Here is a 21,732-nt window from a genome sequence, read left to right as displayed (position 1 = left end):
AGCGCATTCCATCGTTTTTCAAACCAATACTAGGGGTATACCATAGTGAGATTTTAAATTGACAGGTAAGAAGGTAATTAAATGAACAAAACATATGATTTTACTCAAGGTAATATTGCAAAGCAAATGGTCTTTTTTTCGTTACCTATCTTCTTAACGAACTTATTGCAAACGTCTTATCAGTTCATTGATAGCATCTGGGTAGGGAACTTACTTGGTGCCAATGCGCTTGGAGCGATTTCAATTGCAGCACCAGTAATCTTTACTGTGCTTTCATTTATTATTGGCGTCAATAGTGCTACGCTAACCGTTTTGTCTCAGAGAAAGGGAGCTTCTGATAAAAGTGGTCTGGTCGAATCGCTTAACGCATTTGTGGTTGCTTTAACGATTCTATCAATCGTATTTGGAATAATCGGTTTTCTATTCACGGACCCTATCCTGAAATTTTTAGGAACACCAGATGAAATTTTCGAAAGTACGAAAGCGTATTTGCGAATTAATTTCCTTGGTATTCTTTTTTTGTTTGGTTATAACTTTATTGGAACGGTTTTACGAGCGCTTGGGGATAGTAAAACACCGATTCGCTTTGTGTTGTTTGCTGTTATTTTGAATACCGCTTTGGACCCATTGTTTATTTCTTATTTTAACTGGGGAATTGAAGGAGCAGCTTATGCGACAATCCTATCTCAAGGTTCAGCCTTTTTATATGGCGTCATTTATTCGATATGGAAATCTAAAATTCCGTTTACAATTCCTCATCTACCCGACTGGAAAGAAATTAAGCGGATTTCCAAACTTGGGATCCCTGCAGGGTTGCAAATGATGACCGTGTCTGCGGGAGTAACAGCGATTATGGGGATTGTAGCGAGCTTTGGTACGCAAGTTGTCGCAGGATTTGGAGCAGCACAAAGGCTTGATCGTATCATCATGTTACCGGCGTTTACTCTTGGAGCAGCAGTAAACAGTATGGCTGGACAGAATATTGGCTCTGGGAAATGGTGGAGAGTTTCTTCAATTTCCAAAAATGGGATTATCTTAATTCTTTCTGTCTCTTTCACAATAAGCGCGATTATTTTTTTCGCTGCTGAATCAATGATTCGTCTTTTTATTGACGATCCAGCGACCATTGCTTTTGGAAAAAGTTACTTAAAAACGGTTGCCTTTTTCTATCCGTTTCTTGGTATTAACTTTGTGTTAAACGGCGTCGTAAAAGCCGCAGGGGCGATGGTTCAAGTGCTTGTCCTTAATATTATTTCGTTCTGGATTCTTCGTGTACCGCTGACGTACCTTTTTTCAAGATGGCTAGGAGCAGAAGGAATTGCATATGGAATAGGTGTTAGCTTTATTATCTCAAGTTTATTTGCTATTGCTTATTATCGTTATGGCAAGTGGCGTGAAATTGAATTATTTGAAGAGGAACAAAATCCTGACACCGAGAAGATACAAAAGAAAAATAATGCATAATTGCTAAAGGAAAGGGTCGTCCTATTACTGATTTCTGCGTTACAATGGACAATGGAGTCTATGTAGTTATAGAGAGGATGCCAGATTTGAAAATGAAGCGCTTTTTGTTCTATGTGATTGGCTTATTCGTATTGACGGCTGGAATAACTTTAACGATTAAATCAGATATAGGTGCAGGAGCATGGGATGCCCTTAACGTAGGATTATCGGAAACAATCGGCTTTACAGTTGGTAGTTGGGTCATTATTGTTGGGGTTATCTTAATTATCGTTAATGCGATACTAATGAAAGCTTGGCCCGATTTCTTTGCTCTTATTACAATCATTGTAACAGGTTTATTTATTGATTTTTGGTTAATAACTTTGTTTGCAAACTGGACGATTACAGATGTTTTCCTAGCTTATGCTGTTTTTGCAATTGGGATGGTTCTCATTGGACTTGGAATCGCAATCTATCTTCAAGCGAAGTTTGCTGTTATTCCGATTGATGGGCTAATGCTTGCTATTCATCATAAAACAGGATTAAGCATTCGAACTTCAAAAACAATTGGAGAACTCCTTGCCCTTCTTGTAGCTGTTATTTTAGGAGGACCAATTGGAATTGGAACATTGGCCATTACCTTTGGAATTGGCCCGCTTGTACAGTTTTTCTATCCTACTTTTGAGAAAATGAACGCTTAAGCGTTCATTTTTTTATGTAGGAATCGAATTTAAATATCACACTTTGTTGGATAAAAGACAGGTTTCTAGAAAAAATACAAATAAGAGTCTGAATTATCCTGTATGAACAGTTGCGAACAAAGGAGAATAAAAATGAAGAAATTAGCCTTAATCATCCTGCTCTTAACCGTTATCTCGCCACTAAATACGCTAGCTGCCGAGGGGAAGAAAGCGGGAAACAATCAAGCGCTACAAGTTCCTGATTCTACGGTCAATATTTCAAAGGAAAACACTTATCCAAATCCGGCCCAAGACTTACCGACTTTACAGCCGAGTGAATTAACGAAAGAGTTGACAGGTTCCGCTGATGTTCGGATTGAGAACCCTGAGTTAATTCAGATCTTAAATGATTCTACGATTTCACCATCTAAGCTTGCAATAGGCTATCGTGCGAGTATCTACCTAGGTAAGTGGGCGTTGAATTATGATTCAGCTGAAACAAATGTTAATTGGCAATATAAGCAGGCGAATGTAAATCGAGTGGATAATCGAGGTGGAAGTGGTCCCGTTCAAATGACTTATCGTCAAGAAGAAGAGAAGAAAGTAAACGGTGGTTTAACTGCTTCTATTCCTGATAGTGAAGATGTAAAGAAAATGATGATGATGAAGGCTTCAGAGAAAACAAAGCTCTCTCTCTCTTTTCAAACAATGATTGGGAAAGATACGAAAAAAGGCAATGTGTATAACGTTGGGGCAAAGAATTATGGGACCCTAACGAGCTATGTCCCCGCTGTTAATGAAAAAGGAAAAGTAACCTATGGCGAAGTTTATCTTGTCTTAAAAGGAAGCAAAATGAAATTGGAAGTACGGAATGTAACGCAACAGGGAATCGGGGCGTGGATCCCGGTTCAAGACTATTTAACTTTTGAATTCAATACACGTCAATAACCAGCAGAAATGCTGGTTATTTTTTGAGAGGATGATGGATGGAGATAATTTCCTAAGAGCGATCCATAAGAATGAAGAGAGAAAACAGGTTAAACGTCACACACTAAATACGAGGACAAAGAAGGAGGGATCAGATGAAAATAATTGTATTAACGCTCGCACTAATTTTTGGAACGATGACTGGAGCATATGCGATGGACAATCAATCGCATGATTGGTATTTCAAACGGAGTAAAAACCATTCACCCGCTACGACAGAGCCTGAATTTCAAGAATTACTGAAGCCATATGACAGTTACTTTATTGGTGATTCTAATCAAAAAGAACTTTATATGACTTTTGATAATGGATATGAAAACGGCTATACTGATGAGATCTTAGATGTTTTAAAAACAGAAAAGGTGCCTGCTACATTTTTTGTGACGGGACATTATTTAAAAGATCAACCCGATCTTGTGAAGCGAATGGTAAACGAGGGGCATATTGTTGGAAATCACTCCTGGAGTCATCCGGATATGACTGCCATTTCAGATGAGAAAATTAGAACTGAATTACGAAAGGTTAAAGAGGAATATACGCGCTTAACCGGTGATCAAACAATGCAATATTTACGACCGCCGCGTGGCGTTTTTAGTGAGCGGTCACTCGCAATTTCTCATGAAGAAGGTTACCATAACATCTTCTGGTCACTCGCTTATAAAGATTGGGAAACGAATAAGCAAAAGGGTAGTCAGTATGCGTATGACTCCATTATGAGGCAGGTTCATCCTGGAGCCATCATGCTTCTGCATACCGTTTCAAAAGATAATGCAGAAGCGCTTGAGAAGGTTATCCAAGATCTAAAGAAAGAGGGCTATACATTTAAAAGCCTTGACGATCTTGTCTTGAAGGAAAAACTGCCGATCATGCCTTAAGAAAGACTGCCAGAGATGGCGGTCTTTTGTGTGTGGTTTGATGACATACTTCTAGAGGTGTAACTAGTAATCAAGTGTCGGATTTGCGATAATATACAGGACATGACGAAGGAGGCGGTACTGTGTGGGTTGAGAAAGTTTTTCCTCATAAACCGTACAACGTGGATCGACTTTTCCGAAGGTTGAGCATGGATCCGCTTCAGTACGTTGATGATGATAACAAAATTTTGAAAGTACCATTAAGGATGCAAAATGAAAAGGGTGTGTATTCTGTTCAATTCATAGGAACGGATGAACAACCATGTTTTGAGATACGCGGCAAAGACATAAAGAACAAAGCAGAAGCTGTTACTCGAATTCGTGAAATGTTTGACTTTCAGATGGATCCGTCTAGCATTTACTCAACGTTTAGGAAAACAAACATTTCCTCATTAGTCGAGAAATATATTGGCATGCCTCTTATTGGTGAACCTGATGTTTATAGTGCTTTATTAAAGAATATTATTCATCAGCAGCTTAATATGAAATTTGCTTATACATTAACGTATCGCTTTGTGACAAAATATGGGACGAAGGTGGAAAACGTATGGTTTTATCCTCAAGCTGAAGTTGTAAGCAAGTTGAATGTGGAAGAATTGAGAGAGCTACAATTCAGTAAGCGAAAAGCCGAATACGTGATTGGAATTGCTCAAAAAATAGTGTCGAGTGATCTCGATTTAGAAAAACTTTATACATATACAAATCAAGAAGTGTATGAAGAGTTGCTCCCGGTCAGAGGGGTTGGTCCGTGGACGGTTGAATGTGTGCTTCTCTTTGGGTTAAGGAGAAAGGATATTTTGCCAGCAGGTGATGTAGGAATTCAAAATGCCATCTTGAAGTGGTATCAGCTACCAACGAAGCCAACTAAAGAAGAAGTGATGGCTTACAAAGAGAATTGGTCACCGTATTCAAGCTATATTTCCATGTATTTATGGGAAAGCTTGAGCGGTTAAATAGAAGGAGAGATTTTTTTGGAGAACAAAAATGTGAAAGGAACGGGACTTGCGAACGGTCAAACGATTCCTTTAACAATAAAACGGTTAGGTATTAACGGAGAAGGGGTTGGATTTTTTAAGAGAACAGTTGTCTTTGTTCCAGGGGCGCTTCCTGGGGAAGAAATTACAGCAGAAGTGACAAAAGTTTTTCCGAACAGAGCAGAAGCTAAAGTAAAGCGTCTTCGTAAAAAATCGAAGGATCGCGTCACTCCTCCTTGTCCTGTTTATGAAGAATGTGGGGGCTGTCAGCTTCAACATATGAACTATCAGGCTCAGCTACGTGAAAAGCGTGATATCGTCATTCAATCGTTCGAGCGGCATGCCAAATTAGGTGAGAAGGATTTGACTATAAAACCCGTTATTGGGATGGAAGATCCATGGAACTATCGAAATAAAAGCCAGCTTCAGGTTAGAAAGCAAAAGGGTAAGGTCATTGCTGGTTTATACGGAGCAGGCTCTCATGAACTTGTTGAATTGACAAACTGTCTCGTTCAACACCCAGAAACAAACCGCGTTACGCGTCAGGTTGTGAAGATCCTAGAAGATTTAAACATTTCTATTTATCATGAAAAGAAGCGAAAGGGCCTTGTTCGGACAATCGTGACGAGAGTGGGATTTGAAACGGGCCAAATTCAGCTTGTGCTGGTGACTTCAGAAGAAGCAATTCCTAGAAGAGAATTACTGATCAAAGAAATTAAGAAACGATTGCCTGAAGTGAAATCGGTTATCCAGAACGTAAATGGAAAACGTACTTCTCTCATATTTGGAGAAAAAACCCTTGTATTAGAAGGCGAAGAAGTGATTCAAGAGTCATTGGGCGATTTAAACTTCGAACTATCAGCTCGTGCTTTCTTCCAGCTTAACCCACTTCAAACGGTCAAACTATATGATGAAGTGAAAAAAGCTGCAGAGCTTACTGGGAATGAGAATATTATTGATGCTTACTGTGGGGTAGGTACGATTGGTTTATGGCTTGCTGAAGAGGCTAAAGAAGTAAGAGGAATGGATGTTATTAAAGAGTCAATTGATGATGCCAGAAAAAATGCTCAGACACACGGTTATGAGTCAAAAATGACATATGATGTAGGGAAAGCAGAAGAGATTGTGCCTAAGTGGATTAAAGAAGGGTTTAAGCCGAACGTGATCGTAGTGGATCCTCCCAGAACAGGCTGTGATGATACCCTGCTAACTACGATGGTGAAAGCAAAACCTGATCGCATCGTTTACGTCTCGTGTAATCCATCCACATTGGCAAAAGATGCTCATTACTTAATGAAAAAAGGGTATGAGCTAAAGCATTTGCAGCCAGTTGATATGTTCCCGCAAACAGCGCATGTAGAAGTTGTTTCTGTTTTCAAGAAAAAGAAATAGTGCTTTCGTAGCTGGGGAACGAGATATAGCTTTGCATCGACTAGATTGCAATACTAGTCATCAACAATTTCCACAGACTTATACACATGATAATTAGAGGTTATATGCGTTACTAACAATTTTATCAACATTATCCACAGAAACCAACTATCTTATCAACAGGTTAAGGTGTTTATAACTTAACCATGCTATGAAGAGGGTTGGACAACTTTGTCCACAATATTCACAACTTGTGGATAATATGTTGTTAACTTCTGAATTAAATTTCTTTTCTGAACTTAAAAAGGGACCATATTGGTCCCTTTTTAAGTTATTTGTTTTTCTTATTACGCTGGTCAGCTGCTTTTGCTCTTTCTGCTGCTTTCGCATCAGCTGCATCGAATTCACTAGCGAATTCGACATCTTCGTTTTGTGCTGATGGAATTGGGTTTTTAGCCTGACGCTTCTGTTTACCTTCTGAATAATTTGGACGTTTTGCCATCTTAATCAGCTCCCGTAAATGGTTTGGAGAAGATCTCTCCACTCATTAGCATGGCTTTTTGTCGCTTAATTATTCATGCTTATTTATGACCAGCTCGATCAGCACGTTTGAATTCCCGTCCAAAAAGTACATCCTGTGTTTTGGTTAACGTCATTTTTGATTCTTTGTTTTCTCTACCTTTACGTTTATCCACAAAAATCCCTCTCTTCTTTAAGATGCTACTAGCATTGCCATCCAAAAAAGTTCTATGCACATGTGGATAAAGGAATGAAGTAAAGCATAAGTCCCTTTAAAAGGAACCTATGCTTCCATTTGAACCTCAACAGTTTCTAAACCTTCACGCATCACATGAAGATGGTAATTGTCACGTTCGATCTCATATAAATGATAGGACTTTTCACCAGTGTTGATTTTTTGATAAACTTCAGGCCATTTGTCATCGGCTTTTTCAACATATGGGATTTTTTCTGCCGCTTTTTGCGAGCGGATGTTGTCCTTATTAATTCTCATGAAAATTGTTTTGATATGCTTATCAAAAAACAATTCGTTAAAAAAAGCTTCTTTTGCCATTTGATTATACCCTTTGCCGTGATAAGGAGTGCCAATCCAGGTGCCGAGAAAACCAGTTTCTTGTTCTATGTCGTATAGATTGATTGTACCGATTGGATTACCCCATTCATCAAGAATGGTACGGGAGATTAATTCTCCTTGTTCTTCTGCTTCGATTAGTTGTTTTGTTAAGAATAAATATTCCTCGTATGAACTTGCTTTATGACGCACGAATGGGAAGACAGCTGGGTCAACCATCAAATCAAATAGCATATGACATTCCGACAGGTCACGATGTTTAATCATGAGTTTCCCTCCTGTCGAGGGCAGACGAATCCCCACCCTCGAATAATAGTATGTTGAATTATTATTCGGGGTGGGAATCGAACCCACTAGGACCAGTCATTGCTGGTGGCGCACCAATTGCCTTCCCATTTTCAAATATGAAGTTGTTAGTTCATTTTATTGTAATTACAAAAGTATCATACTCGATTTATTCAAAAAAAGATACTAGTTTTTTGCGTATTTTTTCTACAGATTGTAAACTTTTTTTAAGCAGTCATGTGATAGAAAAATCATGCCAGTTTAACGAATAATTTCCCCATTAATCATGGTTAAAAGAGGGCGAGCATCGTATTGAAAAGGATGGTTCGACCAGAGCACTAAATCGGCATCTTTTCCTACTTCAATGCTACCAATTCGATGGTCAACGCCAAGACTCTTTGCAGGATTAAGCGTAATCCCTTCAATGGCTTTTTCTTCACTTAATCCTTCTCTAACCGCAAGTGCTGCACAAATGTTTAAGTATTGGATTGGAACGTACGGATGATCTGTTGTAATCGACACTTCAATCCCGTGACTATTTAAGATTCCGTAAGTAGCCCATGTTTTATTTTTAAGTTCAATTTTAGAGCGCCTTGTCATTGATGGGCCAACGGTTACTTTTAGGTTTTGTCCGCTAAGTTCATCGGCAATCAGATGTCCTTCTGTACAATGCTCAATTCTCAGATCGAGATTGAATTCCCTGGCAAAGCGAACGGCTGTTAAAATGTCATCTGCACGATGAGCATGTATTCTTACAGGGATTTCTCGATTCAGTGCTGCCATAATAGGGGCAATACGTGGATGCTCTTTTTGATTTGAGCGACCAGCATCGTAGAATGCTTCACGAAGTAAACCCATAATCCCCATTCTTGTGATGGAGTCATTGTTTGAGTGACTGTGCACACGCTTTGGGTTCTCACCGAGAGCGATTTTTAGACCAGCCGTTTCCCTTACAATCATTTTCTCTACATTTTTTCCATTTGTTTTCAAAACGGTTGTTATGCCTCCAATAATATTCGCGCTACCGGGCATCACCTGAACGGCGGTGACACCAAAAGCGATGGCATCTTTAAAACCCACATCAAGCGGATTTACACCATCAAGTGCTCTCACGTGTGGTGTCAGTGCTTCTACCGTTTCATTTGCATCATTTCCAGCCCATCCTGTTCCTTCATCATAAAGACCTAGATGGGTATGAGCATCAATAAATCCAGGAAGCAGATGATACCCTTTCCCATCAATAACTGTCATTTCAGGTTCTTCAGATATACAAGGGGAAACTTGGTGGATAAGACCATCTTTTACTAAAACGTCTGCACATGGCAGCATCGACGAGGAAACGGGATAGACGCGTGCCTGCTTAATCAATATTGTCATCTTATTCACCTATTATCTATTATTGTTTTAGTGATCGAATTGGCTGCTATAGGTTTTTTATATATTATAGCCATTATCGAGAAAGGTTGCTATACAATCGAGTGTGGACAGAGAAGAATTGTTTTAATCGTTCTTAATGACATTTAGAATCGATAAGGGAGTTAGAAAAAAACCTGCTGATTTAAACCAGCAGGTTCTCGAGGGCGTCTTTTAATTTAATGTAACGGAAAGGGTAGCCAAGTTCTTTCGCTTTTTGAGGCAGAACGCATTGACCTTTTAGAACAATTCCACTCTTTTCTCCAAGCGCTGCTTGAACCGGCGCTTCTGGAACAGGCATCCAGTGTGGTCGATTAAGAACTTCTCCGACTGTTTTACCAAACTCATTCATTCTTTTTGGTTCGGGTGCTGTAACGTTTAAAGGACCTTGTACAGATTCATGGTCAACTGCGAATCTGATCATTCCAACAACATCCATGATATGAACCCAGGAATACCACTGACGTCCATCACCGAGTTTACCGCCCATAAAAAATTTGTAGGGGAGTACCATTAATGGTAGTGCGCCCTCTTCACCAAGAATAACACCGAAGCGTGCAAGAACCGTTCTTACACCATGATTCTGAGCTTTCATTGCTTCATCTTCCCATTTACGTGAAACGTCAGCAAGAAAGTCAGAACCAGGCTCCGTATCATTTTCAGTAAATGATTGATCAAGAGAGGAACCATAATAGCCAATTGCCGAAGCGTTTACAAGAACGCGAGGCTTGTGGTCAAGTTTTTCAATGATGGAGATGATCTCTCTCGTTGAAGAGATGCGGCTATCGAGGATTCGCTGTTTCCGTTCTTCCGTCCACCGTCCGCTATTGATTGATTCCCCCGCTAAGTTAACGAAAGCATGAATGTTTGGTAGTTCTTTTTCAGGCTCGGCGTCCTCCTGCAACCATTTCACATATGTAACGCCTTTTTTTACAGGTTTGTTTGCAGGATTACGTGTTAGGATATAAACAGAATGCCCATCGTTAACAAATGACTCGGTAAGAGCACTTCCGACAAAGCCTGTTCCCCCAGTGATCGCAATGTTCATATTATTTTCCTCCTAAGCGTGCGCGATGTACTTCTTTAATACTTCTTTACCCGTAATCATATTCCTTTAATCAAATGCTCTAACTTCATAGCTAATTTAAGAAAGTGCTACAATAGATCTGGAGGTGAGTGCATCGTGAAGGTTACACGGATTACGACTCAGAAAAATAATAATGAGCGTTTTTCTATATTTATCGATAAAGGATCGGGTGAAGAGTTCGGATTCGGAGTTGATCAGGATGTCTTAATAAGCTTTGGAATCCGCAAAGGTATTGAATTAAGTGATGACATGCTTGAAGGTATTCAGTTTGAAGACCAGGTAAAAAAAGGCATGAATTATGCTTTGAATTATCTATCGTATCGGATGCGCTCAGAAAAAGAAGTAAAAGATTACCTTCTAAAAAAAGAAGTACCTGAAGAAGCTTTTCCGAAGATTATTGAAAAACTTAAACGCTATGGGTATGTAAATGATCTTGATTTCGCAATTGCGTTTGTAAGAACTAAAATAAATGCGGGTGGAAAAGGGCCGTTTGTACTTGCACAAGAACTTAAACAAAAAGGGGTGACGAAACCTATGATTGATCAATCACTGGAAGAATATTCTTATGAACAGCAGCTTGAGATTGCTAAAAAATTAGCTGAAAAGAAAGCTTCAAAGCTTAAGAGGTCTTCAGCATCGGAGCAAAAACAGAAGGTGAATCAGGAGCTCAGAGCAAAAGGATTCGACCGAGATATTATTCAAGAAGCAATGGAGCAAATCAATTTAGAAAAAGGCGATAACGAAGAATGGGAAGCCCTCGTTATGCAAGCTCAAAAAGCCGAACGTCGCTACAGTAAGCTAGAACGTAGAGAATTTGATCATAAAATGAAGCAGTTTTTGTATCGTAAAGGATTCCCATTTCCACTAATTAATAAGTACCTTGATGAATTTAACGATCAATAAAAATTTCTTTCTGCCCCTTATCTTCCTCAATGATTTGTCTTGCTTTCTCTGAAGCTGATTTTAATCTAGTGGGATCAGATATATGGTTCGAATGAGACCAGAAAGGGGTATCCATTCCACCCATATAGACGGCCGTAGCGTTTACACCAGTGCCTTCAAGTTCTTTCCACAGGCTCTCTGTAAATCCTCTCACAGCGTATTTCGAGGCCACATAAACCGTTTCATGTTTCTTTCCTTTCAAGCCTGCCGTTGAGATGATATTCATAATGCGACCATTCCTTTCTTTTAATATCGGCAGAAAAGCTTGGGTCGTGAAAATCGTCCCTTTCACATTTGTATCTATAACATGATGAATATCTGAAATGGTCAATTCTTCTAACGAACCGAATGTTCCTATTCCGGCATTATTTACAAGAAGATCAATGTTAAGGTCGTCTTCTTTCAGTTTCTTTGTCAACTGTGCTAGATCATCAGGGTTCGTAATGTCGCATTGGTAGCTCAGGCATGTCGCGTTTTCTTTCTCGATATGCTGACAAACAGAGGTAAGTTTTTCTTTTGTTCTTCCTACTATTACCATACGGTGTCCCTCTTTTGCCCAGCGTTTTGCAAGTTCAGCGCCTAGGCCAGACCCAGCCCCCGTAATTAAGATGGTTTTCATAGTAAATCACTCCTTAGTGTAAGCGTAGCATATTTTTGTCAGGAATCAGAAAATAAACTATACTTGGGGGAAGAATAGAGTAGTGGAGGTTAAGCATGGAAAAGCGTTTCAGTGAAATGAGTGATCAGGAATTACGAAGTGAAATAGCACTTCTTAGTGAAAAAGCACGTCGAGCTGAGCAGATGGGAATGGTGAATGAATTTGCTGTTCACGAACGCAGAATTGCTCTTGCAAAATCTTATTTATTGAATCCTGAGAACTTTGCTCCAGGGGAGAAGTATGAAATAGATGGCGACCCAGGTTCAACATTTACAATCGACTATATGAATGGAACGTTTGCCTGGGGATATCGTGAGGGAAACAAGGAAATGGAGGCATTTCCCATCTCGATGCTCATTGAAAAAGAGCAGCAGTAATGCTGCTCTCTTGCCATTTCTAAGATCGTTTTCGCGTTTGCACTTGAAGAACGATATCGTTATACGTTTGCTTTGATTGTCCATTTACCTGATTGTGCGCGTGTTTTGGGTTTGCAGTTGGAGACTGGAATGGATCCTCATATTTCAGGTGAAGCCGATTTCGGTTATTTTTACCCATAGCTGCTGCCTCCTATATGAGAAAATTATCCCTGACGGTTGCCTGTACGATTAGACGCGCTCATGCGCTCCTTTGGATGAGTGTTAATCGACCCGTCAGCTCGTTTCGATGCATATTCTTCTTTTGCGCGTGGTTCTCCAGAAAATTTCATATCTGGAAAACCGGTTTTTTTGTTTCTCATCTTTGTGCGCCCCTTTCCAATATCGTGTTGTGAAGCAGGCACACAATTAGTATGCGAACCAGGACGTTATGTTATGTGTGGTTTATTAATTTCTACGTTGAAAGTACAACATGAAAGGAGCATGCCTCATGGAAGATCTATTTCAAAGGCTCACTCACAACCTTCTTGAGAAAAATGACCATCTCTCTTACGGACAGGCAAGAACGATGGTGGAGTTACTATGGGAAGATTTTGAATCATCTAGAGCAAAGGCCGGAAGAGAGTATAAAGGTCATGATGTAACAGAAAAAATCGTGAAACAGTGGATTGACTATTATGGACCGGTTTTACATGATTTTATGATGAATAATCCGAAATATAAAGGCTATTTTGGAGACGATAGAAGTATAAAACATTAATTAGAAATTAGAAAACCGGCTGGACGTTAGTCCAGCCGGTTTTCGTATATGCAAGAGATTAATCCACAGCAGGATCTAGTTTCTTTCTAAGCGTGTCTTCACTGTAGACCCATCCTGTATAGGAACTTGTGATTTCAAGCTGATCTTCCATCTGTACAACGGCAACAAAGGGATAGTGACCTTTATTACGATAGCGTAGATCGATAAATCGCACTTCGTACCCTACTTCTTTTTCTTCAATTTCCCATCGGTATACGGGCGAAAAAGAAAGGAAAGCACTTAAGTTTGGGTCTTCCTTAGCCGACTCGAGTACAGGTGTTTTCGGAACGGGAACTCGTTCAAATTCATCTTGAACGTGTATCGTCGTTCCTTCAGCACGAGCCACATAGAACTGCGTTTCTGATTTAATCGCAATGTGCCATCTGCTCCAGCGAATCGTAGGAGAGACAATCACTTCCACGGCATCAGGAATTCGTTCTTTCACAGCACGAATCACTTTTCTTTGTTCTGAAATCCTCCATAGGTAATAGAGAATGAGAACGCCATATATCGTTAAAAAGGTAAATCCAGGGTTCGCACCAACGTACCACAGAATAAGTCCTGCAATATGACTGAGGAAAATAAATGGATCAAAAATATTTATCACCCCGAGGGCGACCCATCGATTCGAGAATGGTCGAATGGCTTGCGTTCCGTAAGCGTTGAAAATGTCCACAAACACATGGATAAAGACGGCTAAAAATGTCCATAACCATAGATGAAGCCAGTTTGTTTCTGGATAGAAGAGCATAATACCGCTACTAATAATAATTGGCCATAGAAGGACCGCAGGAATTGAGTGAGTGATCCCTCTGTGATGGCGTATATAGACAGCGTTGTTTTTTAATTTTAATACAGTATCAAAGTCCGGGGCCTGCGATCCGATCAGCGCTCCAATTAGAACGCTTTGAGCGGTAATGGGGTCCTGTGCAATCGCTGGATCTAATGTTGCAAGAGCTCCAATCCCCAGTCCCATGACCACATGTGTCCCAGTATCCATAGGGTAAGATCCTCCTTATGAAGCAGATCGATTAAGCTAACAACCTTAAATCGCATAAAATTTAGCGTTCTCTCTTTAGTTATACCCAATTAAAAGAAAAGTGAAAAGTTAAAAGATGAATGAAAAGGTATGATGAGTTATTATATGTGATAGATGAAGATGGAGGAAGTTTATAACTGAATTTTAATAATACTTTAACACCATTTACTATATCATATCGGAGAGTTGATGCATGACAGAGAAAGTGACAGACCTTTTACATTTATTCGATGAACAAAAATTCCAGAAAGACCTCATTTCCTGGTTTAAAAAAGAACAGCGAACCCTTCCGTGGCGTGAGAATAAGGACCCATACCGTGTTTGGGTTTCTGAGATTATGCTTCAGCAAACAAGGGTCGATACAGTGATCCCTTATTTCGAGCGATTTATGCGCCTTTTTCCTACAGTAGAAGCACTAGCAGAAGCCGAAGAAGCAGATGTTTTAAAAGCGTGGGAAGGTCTTGGGTACTACTCAAGAGCGCGAAATCTACAGAGCGCTGTTCGTGAAGTCGCAGAGTCCTATAAAGGAATCGTACCAAATCATCCAAAGAAAATTTCAGATTTGAAAGGTGTAGGGCCATATACCGCAGGTGCCATCTTAAGTATTGCTTATGGCATCCCTGAGCCAGCCGTAGATGGGAATGTGATGCGAGTATTATCAAGGATTATTGGGATATGGGAAGATATTGCAAAACCTTCAGCTCGAAAGACATTTGAAGAAGTAACCCGCCGAATTATTTCAAACGATGATCCATCATCATTTAATCAAGGAATGATGGAGTTAGGTGCGATTGTATGTACTCCGCGCTCTCCTTCTTGTCTCTTATGTCCAGTACAGGAGCATTGTCGGGCATTTGCGGAAGGATCACAAGAAGAATTACCGATTAAATCAAAGAAAAAGGCCCCACGTCCAGTCCCGATAGCAGTTATTGCACTGAAAGATTATTCAGGGAAGTTTCTTATAAGGCAGCGACCGGAAACAGGGCTTCTAGCAAGCTTATGGGAATTTCCTAATGTCGAATTAAGTGAAGGCGGCTTAAAAGAAGATCAGATTAAAAAGCATCTGCGAGATGAATATGAAATCGATGTTGAAATTGAGAAAGAGTTAGCTTCTTTTAATCATATTTTCAGCCATCTTAAGTGGCAGTTAACCGTTTATGAAGGATCTTATCAAGGAGAAATGGCGTCTAAGCAATTTAAAATGGTAGATAAAAACGAATTGCAGAAATTCGCATTTCCAGTTGCTCATCAAAAAATTACACAATTGATTCTAGAAAGTGAGGGATAGTAGTGAAATTAAATTTAGAGAATAAACGCGTTTTAATTACAGGTGGCTCAAAAGGGATTGGCAAATCAATTGCTAAGACCTTTTATGAAGAGGGAGCAAAGGTTGGGATTTGTGGAAGAGATCGCGAGGCTCTTGAGATTGCAAAAGAAGAAATTGGTCCAAACCTTGCTTTATTCGAAGCAGATGTAACAGATGAAAGAAAACGTGTTCAGCTAATGGATTCCTTTATCATGGAATTTGGTTCAATTGATATCCTCGTAAACAACGCAGGAGGAAGCAATGGAGGAGCTATTATGGAAACGGATCTCACTGAGTTTCATAAGGCAATGGATCTTAATTTCTATTCAGCTGTTCACCTTAGTCAGCTATCAGCTGAAAAAATGAAGGAGCAGGGCAACGGGGCAATTATTAATATCTCCTCTATCTTCGGGCGTGAATCTGGAGGCAAGCCAACTTATAATAACTCAAAAGCGGCTATGATTAGCTTCACAAAAGCGATGGGCGATGAATTAATTAAGGACGGGGTACGTGTAAACGGAATTGCTCCAGGTGCCATTCTTCACCCATCAGGAAATTGGCAAAAGCGGTTAGAGGATAACCCGGAGAAAATTGAAGAGTTTGTAGAAAAAGAAATTCCAGGAGGGAGATTTGGTACACCTGAGGAAGTGGCGAATGCTGTCGTTTTCCTTGCTTCTGACAAAGCATCCTGGATTGTTGGCGCAACCATTAATGTTGATGGCGGTCAATCAAAATCAAATTTTTAATTTGTATCAGACAAAAGCCCTCTGGAAATTCCAGAGGGCTTTTGTCTGTGAAGGTTAATCTGGCATAAAGGCAGACAAACCGCCTCGCTCTTCGATTTCTTTCATTATTTCTCGGTGAATGGCAAGGCCCTCACTGTTTAAATAAGGCGCAACTTGTTGCAAGCTGTGGTGAAAAAAAGAAAGCTCTTTATCAGCCCACTCCTTTTTTGCCATCATGGATAGCTCAGTCATATCTCGATGATCCATTGTTAGCCCTCCTTTTTCCTTTATTTTGTTACAGGAAGTGGAGTAGTATGAGGGCTGTTTTTCTCGGAAGTATTTTTTTATTTTTGAAATAGGATACATAAGAATAGTTGATCTGGATATTCTATTGTTTGTGGGAGGTGATAAGCCATGGCAAAGAAACCAGGACAAACTCAAGCTGGTACAAGTATTCAACACGTAAAACAGCAGAATCAACAAGCTTCTGCTGGTAAAGCAGGTCAGCAACAATACGGTGCTGAATTTGCAAGTGAAACGAATGCTCAAGAAGTAAAAGCTCGCAATGCGAAGTCTGCTCAAAACAAGCAGCAAGCATCTGCAGGACAAGCAGGTCAGCAACAATACGGTGCTGAATTTGCAAGTGAAACGGATGCTCAAGAAGTAAAAGCTCGTAATGCGAAGTCTGCTCAAAACAAGCAGCAAGCATCTGCTAAAAACCAGCAGCAACAATAATCGAACTTCCCAGACAGGGCTGACTAAATCAGCCCTGTTTTTTTATTAAATTCATTTAAAGATGATAGGGATTCGGGCGAAAAGTATAGAAACACATACTATTGGAAAAGGGGGCTTCATATGTGCGGACGATTTTCTTTAACAACAGAACTTGACGTTTTACTTGAACGATTTCAAATTGAGCAAACGAGTATTGAAGAATATGTGCCAAGGTTTAATATCGCGCCAACGCAACAGATTGCAGCCGTTATTCGAGCAGATCAAGTTAATCGATTAGGTACATTACGCTGGGGGTTAATTCCTTTTTGGGCCAAAGATCCCTCCATTTCAAATAAATTAATTAATGCAAGAAGTGAAACAGCTGATCAAAAAGCGAGTTTTAAACATGCACTTGAAAAACGGAGGTGCCTGATCTTATCTGACGGTTTCTACGAATGGAAACGAACGAAAAATAGGAAAATCCCAATGCGTATTCAAGTTAGAAATGGTGAACCGTTTGCAATGGCAGGATTATGGGAAAAATGGAATGATAGCAATAGTACGATATATACGTGTACAATTCTAACGACTGAAGCCAATGAATTAATGAAAGAAATACATAATCGAATGCCTGTTATTTTAACGAGAGAAGCGGAAGCAATCTGGCTTGACTCTTCTATAAATGATTTAAACAAATTAAAAAATTGTATGCATTCATTTCCTTCAGCTGAAATGAATGCCTATGAAGTCTCAACACTTGTAAATTCACCGAAAAACGAAAAAGCTGAATGCATCCTGCCTGTAAATTAGCAAGAGGTGGCGTAATATATCGCTTTTGACAAAAACACCTACTTCTCTACAGAACTTTCCAAAGGTATTTCTCGATGTATATGGAATTTGTTTGCTGAAGATCATTCGTTCATTACACTTTATACCTTCAATGTGAAAGGAGAGGTTAAATGACAGAGTTTGATGAGCTTATTCAACAACAGCTCAGGCTTGCTGATCAAATGATTTATACGAGGGAAGAAATACAGAAGTTAGAGGTAAAGCTATCTGAAATGGATGAAGTCATGAAAACCATTGTGTTGGAGAAAAAAGAACGGTTGTTGCTTTTAGAAGAAGAGTTTGAACGACTCATTGCAAATGTCATCTCAACCTTTGAAAATACACCAATTTATTAATATCAAATGGGGTGCCATTCAATTTGAGTGGCGCTTTTATTTTAATTTTATTTTGTTAAGCGTTATAATGGAGAAGAATATAGATGAGATGTAAGATTTTTGATGATAGCCATGTATTGAACGGTAAGAAAGAAAGGATACTGTGAGTCTGCCTATATGCAAGAGGCATTCATCGTTTTCCGGAATTTCTTAGGAAAGGAGAAGGAGATGAGTTTCCCAACGACCGGGACGAGAATTCAAATTCAAAGCTATAAACATCGCGGTACGCTACATCGTACTTGGGAAGAAAGCATCGTGCTTAAGGGTACCTCAAAAGAGATCATCGGGGGAAACGATCGCATTCTCGTGACAGAAGCTGATGGAAGACAATGGCGTACGCGTGAACCTGCGATTTGCTATTTTAGTGCGAATCACTGGTTCAATGTCATTGGAATGATTCGAACGGATGGACTTTATTACTACTGTAATTTAGGTACCCCATTTACGTACGACGAAGAAGCGTTAAAATATATTGATTATGATCTGGATATTAAAATCTACCCTGATATGACGTTTAAACTTCTTGATGAAGATGAGTATGAAGCACACCGCGAAGAAATGAATTATCCCGAAGCTATTGACCGCATTATACAACAAAATGTTAAAGAACTGATGAACTGGATTCATCAGCGTAAAGGACCATTTGCTCCAGGTTTTGTGGATCAATGGTATGAACAGTTTCTACAATATAGGTAAGAAAAACCTGTTGAATGTTTTTCAACAGGTTTTTGCATGATATTAAAAAGCACGTGAATTGCTAAAGGATGATGCCATCTGGGTAGTATAAAAAGATATATGACTTTTGTTAGGCCATATAAAAAGCAAATAGGGATAACAATTGGAATTGGAATAGTAAAGTTTGGAATTCCTCTTCTTTTACCTTTAATCCTTAAATACGTAATCGATGATATCATTGGTGCAGAAATGCCTGCCGGGGATAAGTACGAACAGCTCCTTTGGCTAATGGGGGGAGCGTTCTTTCTTTTCGTGGTGGTTAGACCACCTGTCGAATATTTCCGTCAATATTACGCACAGTGGATTGGTAGCAAAATCCTCTATGATATTCGGGATAAGTTATTTTCCCACATTCAACAGTTAAGTTTAAAATTTTACTCGAACAATAAAGCTGGAGAAGTCATTTCAAGGGTTATCAATGACGTTGAGCAAACAAAAACATTCGTGATTACTGGAATGATGAATGTTTGGCTCGATCTTATTACGATATTAATTATTATTGGAATTCTTTCGTTTATGAACATCTGGCTGACGCTAGCGGCGATTGTTCTACTTCCTTTGTATGGTCTTTCCGTTAAGTTTTTCTATAAGCGTTTGCGCGACTTAACGAAAGATCGATCGCAGGCTCTCGCTGAAGTACAGGGCCATTTACATGAGCGTGTTCAAGGAATGTCTGTCATTCGAAGTTTTGCGCTTGAGGATTACGAACAAGAACAGTTTAACAAACGAAATACGAATTTCTTAGAAAGAGCACTTGATCATACACGTTGGAATGCGAAAACCTTTGCGGTGGTTAATACGATTACCGATGTAGCTCCTCTTATTGTCATTGCCTTCTCAGCGTATCTTGTCATCTCAGGGGGACTGCAAATTGGTGAAATGGTTGCCTTTGTCACTTATATGGACCGCCTTTATAGTCCGCTTAGACGATTAGTCAATTCTTCAACAACTCTAACGCAATCCATTGCTTCGATGGACCGAGTATTTGAATTTATAGATGAGAAGTATGACATTGTGGATAGAGAAGATGCGAGGAAGTTAAGTAATGTTCGCGGCAACATTCGCTTTGAAGATGTTTCCTTTAAATACAATGAAAATGATCTTCCGGTTTTAAAAGGAATTGATCTTGATGTAAGTGCAGGTGAAACCATTGCCCTTGTTGGAATGAGTGGAGGAGGTAAATCTTCTCTCGTTAGTTTGATTCCTCGTTTCTACGATGTAACAGGTGGAAGTATTCTCATTGATGGTACGGATATTCGCGATTACGAAGCAAGAAGTCTTCGGGATAACATTGGAATGGTATTACAAGATAATATTCTATTTAGTGAATCTGTGCGAATGAATATTATGATGGGCAATCCAAATGCTGATGAAGAAGACGTCATACGTGCTGCTAAGGCAGCAAATGCGCATGAGTTTATCATGAGTCTTCCAGAAGGGTACGATACCGCTGTTGGTGAGCGCGGTGTGAAATTATCTGGTGGACAGAAGCAACGGATAGCGATAGCGCGCGTTTTTCTTAAAAATCCACCTATCCTTATTTTGGATGAAGCGACATCAGCTCTTGACCTTGAGAGTGAACATCTCATCCAGGAGGCACTTGAAGTTCTTGCTAAAGATCGAACAACATTTATCGTTGCACACCGTCTTGCAACAGTAACACATGCCGATCGAATTGTGGTGGTAGAGAATGGTCAAATTTCTGAGAGTGGTAATCACCAAGAATTGATGAAACAAAAAGGGTCATACCATAACTTATTCCAGGTACAAAATTTATAAAGATTCATCAAAAAGCATCTGATTTAGATGCTTTTTTTGTTTGATTATGCACATTATCGCGTAAAAGTGACAAAGAAAGACAGAAAATTACCTCAATATACATTGCCAATTGTCTGAAATAATGTAATAATGATAAACAGATTTTAGTTAACTTAAAAAATTCAGAATTCATAGAAAGGGGTGAGGGTGTGGAACAACCAGTATTAAAAGTTAGCGGGTTAGAAACTCACTTTTTTACAGATGATGGAGAAATTCCGGCCGTCGATTCCGTTGATTTTTATGTTAACAAGGGAGAGGTCCTTGGCATTGTTGGGGAATCTGGATCTGGAAAAAGTGTGACCTCCTTATCGATTATGCAGCTCATTCAGGCCCCTGGTAAGGTAGTTGGTGGTGAAATTACATATAAAGGTGAAAATCTGATTTCTAAGTCAGAGAAAGAAATGAGGAAAATCAGAGGGAATGAAATAGGTATGATTTTCCAGGAACCGATGACCTCGCTGAATCCAGTATTTCGCATAGGAAATCAGTTGATCGAAGGTATACGAATACATAAGAAGTGGAACAAGAAAAAAGCCTGGGAGCATGCTGTATCAATCCTTAAATTAGTCGGACTACCGAGAGCTGAAGAGCTAATGAATGAATACCCTCATCAATTATCAGGAGGGATGCGTCAGCGCGTCATGATCGCAATGGCGATGGCGTGTGAACCAGAAGTACTCATTGCAGATGAGCCAACCACCGCTCTAGATGTGACGATTCAAGCTCAGATCCTTGAACTGATGAAGAAGTTGAATAAAGAAACGAACACCTCCATTATTATGATTACGCATGATCTAGGGGTCGTAGCAGAGATCTGTGATCGCATTGCTGTGATGTATTCAGGGAAAATTGTAGAGCAAGGGAAAACACAGGATATTTTTCAGCATCCAAAGCATCCATATACGATTGGTTTAATTGAATCAGTACCTGATGTTCGAGTTCGAAAAGACAGGCTGTATTCAATACCTGGAAATGTACCTAAACCAGGTTCTATTCAGAAGGGTTGTCACTTTGCACCGCGTTGTAATTTCGCTTTTGATAAATGCTATGAAGAAAATCCGACATTGCTAGATGCCGGACCGGCGCAACAGGCCAGGTGCTGGCTCCATGAAGATGCAAAGAAAGCAGCTGTATTAGAGAGAGTGAAAAGCTAAA

General features: G+C 39.7%; 27 protein-coding genes. 17 read left to right on the top strand and 10 right to left on the bottom strand.

What is annotated here, in order from left to right:
- Positions 1-81 precede the first annotated feature (81 nt).
- The 6 genes from LC090_RS19465 (at position 82) to rlmD (ending at position 6,390) form a co-directional block, all read left to right on the top strand.
- Entirely contained in the window at positions 82-1,464 is a 1,383-nt protein-coding gene (locus tag LC090_RS19465; RefSeq protein WP_226659761.1) for an MATE family efflux transporter, read from the top strand.
- 77 nt (positions 1,465-1,541) lie between these two features.
- Positions 1,542-2,144, top strand: coding sequence for a YczE/YyaS/YitT family protein (locus LC090_RS19460; protein ID WP_226659759.1), 603 nt, complete (start codon positions 1,542-1,544; stop codon positions 2,142-2,144).
- A gap of 132 nt (positions 2,145-2,276) precedes the next feature.
- The gene (locus LC090_RS19455) at positions 2,277-3,071 is read left to right on the top strand and encodes a YfkD famly protein (RefSeq protein WP_226659758.1); all 795 of its coding nucleotides are present in this window, start codon (positions 2,277-2,279) and stop codon (positions 3,069-3,071) included.
- Positions 3,072-3,205: 134 nt separating this feature from the next.
- Complete coding sequence (gene pdaA / locus LC090_RS19450; protein ID WP_425590676.1) at positions 3,206-3,985, top strand: delta-lactam-biosynthetic de-N-acetylase; 780 nt, start codon at positions 3,206-3,208, stop codon at positions 3,983-3,985.
- A gap of 122 nt (positions 3,986-4,107) precedes the next feature.
- Positions 4,108-4,977 (top strand): DNA-3-methyladenine glycosylase family protein, encoded by an 870-nt coding sequence (locus tag LC090_RS22220; protein WP_226659757.1) that lies wholly within the window; start codon positions 4,108-4,110, stop codon positions 4,975-4,977.
- Positions 4,978-4,995: 18 nt separating this feature from the next.
- Positions 4,996-6,390, top strand: coding sequence for a 23S rRNA (uracil(1939)-C(5))-methyltransferase RlmD (rlmD, locus tag LC090_RS19440; protein WP_226659755.1), 1,395 nt, complete (start codon positions 4,996-4,998; stop codon positions 6,388-6,390).
- Between the two features lie 310 nt (positions 6,391-6,700).
- Here rlmD and LC090_RS19435 read toward each other — a convergent pair whose 3' ends face one another.
- The 5 genes from LC090_RS19435 to LC090_RS19415 form a co-directional block, all read right to left on the bottom strand.
- On the bottom strand, positions 6,701-6,871 hold the full coding sequence (locus LC090_RS19435; protein ID WP_226659753.1) for a YfhD family protein: 171 nt from the start codon (positions 6,869-6,871) through the stop codon (positions 6,701-6,703).
- A gap of 79 nt (positions 6,872-6,950) precedes the next feature.
- Positions 6,951-7,064 carry a YfhE family protein gene (locus LC090_RS19430; RefSeq protein ID WP_226659751.1) on the bottom strand — a complete coding sequence of 38 codons (114 nt, stop codon included), beginning with the start codon at positions 7,062-7,064 and terminating at the stop codon, positions 6,951-6,953.
- A gap of 107 nt (positions 7,065-7,171) precedes the next feature.
- Positions 7,172-7,726 carry a GNAT family N-acetyltransferase gene (locus LC090_RS19425; RefSeq protein WP_226659750.1) on the bottom strand — a complete coding sequence of 185 codons (555 nt, stop codon included), beginning with the start codon at positions 7,724-7,726 and terminating at the stop codon, positions 7,172-7,174.
- A gap of 279 nt (positions 7,727-8,005) precedes the next feature.
- Positions 8,006-9,121 carry an amidohydrolase gene (locus LC090_RS19420; protein ID WP_226659748.1) on the bottom strand — a complete coding sequence of 372 codons (1,116 nt, stop codon included), beginning with the start codon at positions 9,119-9,121 and terminating at the stop codon, positions 8,006-8,008.
- 181 nt (positions 9,122-9,302) lie between these two features.
- Entirely contained in the window at positions 9,303-10,205 is a 903-nt protein-coding gene (locus LC090_RS19415; protein ID WP_226659746.1) for a TIGR01777 family oxidoreductase, read from the bottom strand.
- Positions 10,206-10,340: 135 nt separating this feature from the next.
- Here LC090_RS19415 and recX point away from each other — a divergent pair, with 135 nt between their 5' ends.
- Complete coding sequence (gene recX, locus LC090_RS19410; RefSeq protein ID WP_226659744.1) at positions 10,341-11,147, top strand: recombination regulator RecX; 807 nt, start codon at positions 10,341-10,343, stop codon at positions 11,145-11,147.
- Here recX and LC090_RS19405 read toward each other — a convergent pair.
- Positions 11,134-11,805 (bottom strand): SDR family NAD(P)-dependent oxidoreductase, encoded by a 672-nt coding sequence (locus LC090_RS19405; RefSeq protein WP_226659742.1) that lies wholly within the window; start codon positions 11,803-11,805, stop codon positions 11,134-11,136. The genes recX and LC090_RS19405 overlap by 14 nt on opposite strands.
- Positions 11,806-11,900: 95 nt before the next feature.
- Here LC090_RS19405 and LC090_RS19400 point away from each other — a divergent pair, with 95 nt between their 5' ends.
- On the top strand, positions 11,901-12,221 hold the full coding sequence (locus LC090_RS19400; protein ID WP_226659740.1) for a YfhH family protein: 321 nt from the start codon (positions 11,901-11,903) through the stop codon (positions 12,219-12,221).
- 19 nt (positions 12,222-12,240) lie between these two features.
- Here the strand turns inward: LC090_RS19400 and LC090_RS19395 are convergent, their stop codons facing one another.
- Complete coding sequence (locus LC090_RS19395; RefSeq protein ID WP_226659738.1) at positions 12,241-12,399, bottom strand: YpzG family protein; 159 nt, start codon at positions 12,397-12,399, stop codon at positions 12,241-12,243.
- A 25-nt stretch (positions 12,400-12,424) separates the two neighbouring features.
- Positions 12,425-12,580 (bottom strand): small, acid-soluble spore protein K, encoded by a 156-nt coding sequence (gene sspK, locus LC090_RS19390; RefSeq protein ID WP_226659736.1) that lies wholly within the window; start codon positions 12,578-12,580, stop codon positions 12,425-12,427.
- A 128-nt stretch (positions 12,581-12,708) separates the two neighbouring features.
- On the opposite strand from sspK, the gene LC090_RS19385 reads away from it, so the two are divergent.
- The gene (locus tag LC090_RS19385) at positions 12,709-12,978 is read left to right on the top strand and encodes a YfhJ family protein (RefSeq protein WP_226659734.1); all 270 of its coding nucleotides are present in this window, start codon (positions 12,709-12,711) and stop codon (positions 12,976-12,978) included.
- Positions 12,979-13,036: 58 nt separating this feature from the next.
- On the opposite strand, the gene LC090_RS19380 is transcribed toward LC090_RS19385, so the two are convergent.
- On the bottom strand, positions 13,037-14,017 hold the full coding sequence (locus LC090_RS19380; RefSeq protein WP_226659731.1) for a metal-dependent hydrolase: 981 nt from the start codon (positions 14,015-14,017) through the stop codon (positions 13,037-13,039).
- 232 nt (positions 14,018-14,249) lie between these two features.
- Between LC090_RS19380 and mutY the strand changes: the two genes are divergently transcribed.
- Together mutY and LC090_RS19370 are read left to right on the top strand one after the other, a co-directional pair.
- Complete coding sequence (gene mutY, locus LC090_RS19375; protein WP_226659729.1) at positions 14,250-15,344, top strand: A/G-specific adenine glycosylase; 1,095 nt, start codon at positions 14,250-14,252, stop codon at positions 15,342-15,344.
- A gap of 2 nt (positions 15,345-15,346) precedes the next feature.
- Positions 15,347-16,108 (top strand): SDR family NAD(P)-dependent oxidoreductase, encoded by a 762-nt coding sequence (locus LC090_RS19370; protein ID WP_226659727.1) that lies wholly within the window; start codon positions 15,347-15,349, stop codon positions 16,106-16,108.
- 54 nt (positions 16,109-16,162) lie between these two features.
- On the opposite strand, the gene LC090_RS19365 is transcribed toward LC090_RS19370, so the two are convergent.
- Positions 16,163-16,354: a hypothetical protein gene (locus LC090_RS19365; protein WP_226659726.1), complete on the bottom strand. Its 192-nt coding sequence runs from the start codon at positions 16,352-16,354 to the stop codon at positions 16,163-16,165.
- A 147-nt stretch (positions 16,355-16,501) separates the two neighbouring features.
- Here LC090_RS19365 and LC090_RS19360 point away from each other — a divergent pair, with 147 nt between their 5' ends.
- From LC090_RS19360 to LC090_RS19335, 6 genes are all read left to right on the top strand, one after another.
- Entirely contained in the window at positions 16,502-16,822 is a 321-nt protein-coding gene (locus tag LC090_RS19360; RefSeq protein ID WP_226659724.1) for a gamma-type small acid-soluble spore protein, read from the top strand.
- Between the two features lie 120 nt (positions 16,823-16,942).
- On the top strand, positions 16,943-17,611 hold the full coding sequence (locus tag LC090_RS19355) for an SOS response-associated peptidase (RefSeq protein WP_226659723.1): 669 nt from the start codon (positions 16,943-16,945) through the stop codon (positions 17,609-17,611).
- A 149-nt stretch (positions 17,612-17,760) separates the two neighbouring features.
- A complete protein-coding gene (locus tag LC090_RS19350; RefSeq protein ID WP_226659722.1) occupies positions 17,761-17,985 on the top strand; it encodes a hypothetical protein in 225 nt (74 codons plus the stop codon).
- Positions 17,986-18,192: 207 nt separating this feature from the next.
- Positions 18,193-18,720: a nucleoside tri-diphosphate phosphatase gene (ntdP, locus tag LC090_RS19345; RefSeq protein WP_048313631.1), complete on the top strand. Its 528-nt coding sequence runs from the start codon at positions 18,193-18,195 to the stop codon at positions 18,718-18,720.
- Positions 18,721-18,819: 99 nt separating this feature from the next.
- Positions 18,820-20,538 (top strand): ABC transporter ATP-binding protein, encoded by a 1,719-nt coding sequence (locus LC090_RS19340; protein ID WP_226659721.1) that lies wholly within the window; start codon positions 18,820-18,822, stop codon positions 20,536-20,538.
- Positions 20,539-20,726: 188 nt separating this feature from the next.
- Entirely contained in the window at positions 20,727-21,731 is a 1,005-nt protein-coding gene (locus LC090_RS19335; protein WP_226659719.1) for an ABC transporter ATP-binding protein, read from the top strand.
- The last annotated feature ends 1 nt before the right edge of the window (position 21,732 follow it).

This window comes from Guptibacillus hwajinpoensis (genome assembly GCF_020524165.1).
GTDB lineage: Bacteria > Bacillota > Bacilli > Bacillales > Guptibacillaceae > Guptibacillus > Guptibacillus hwajinpoensis_D.
This window is presented reverse-complemented; position numbering and strand designations above follow the sequence as displayed.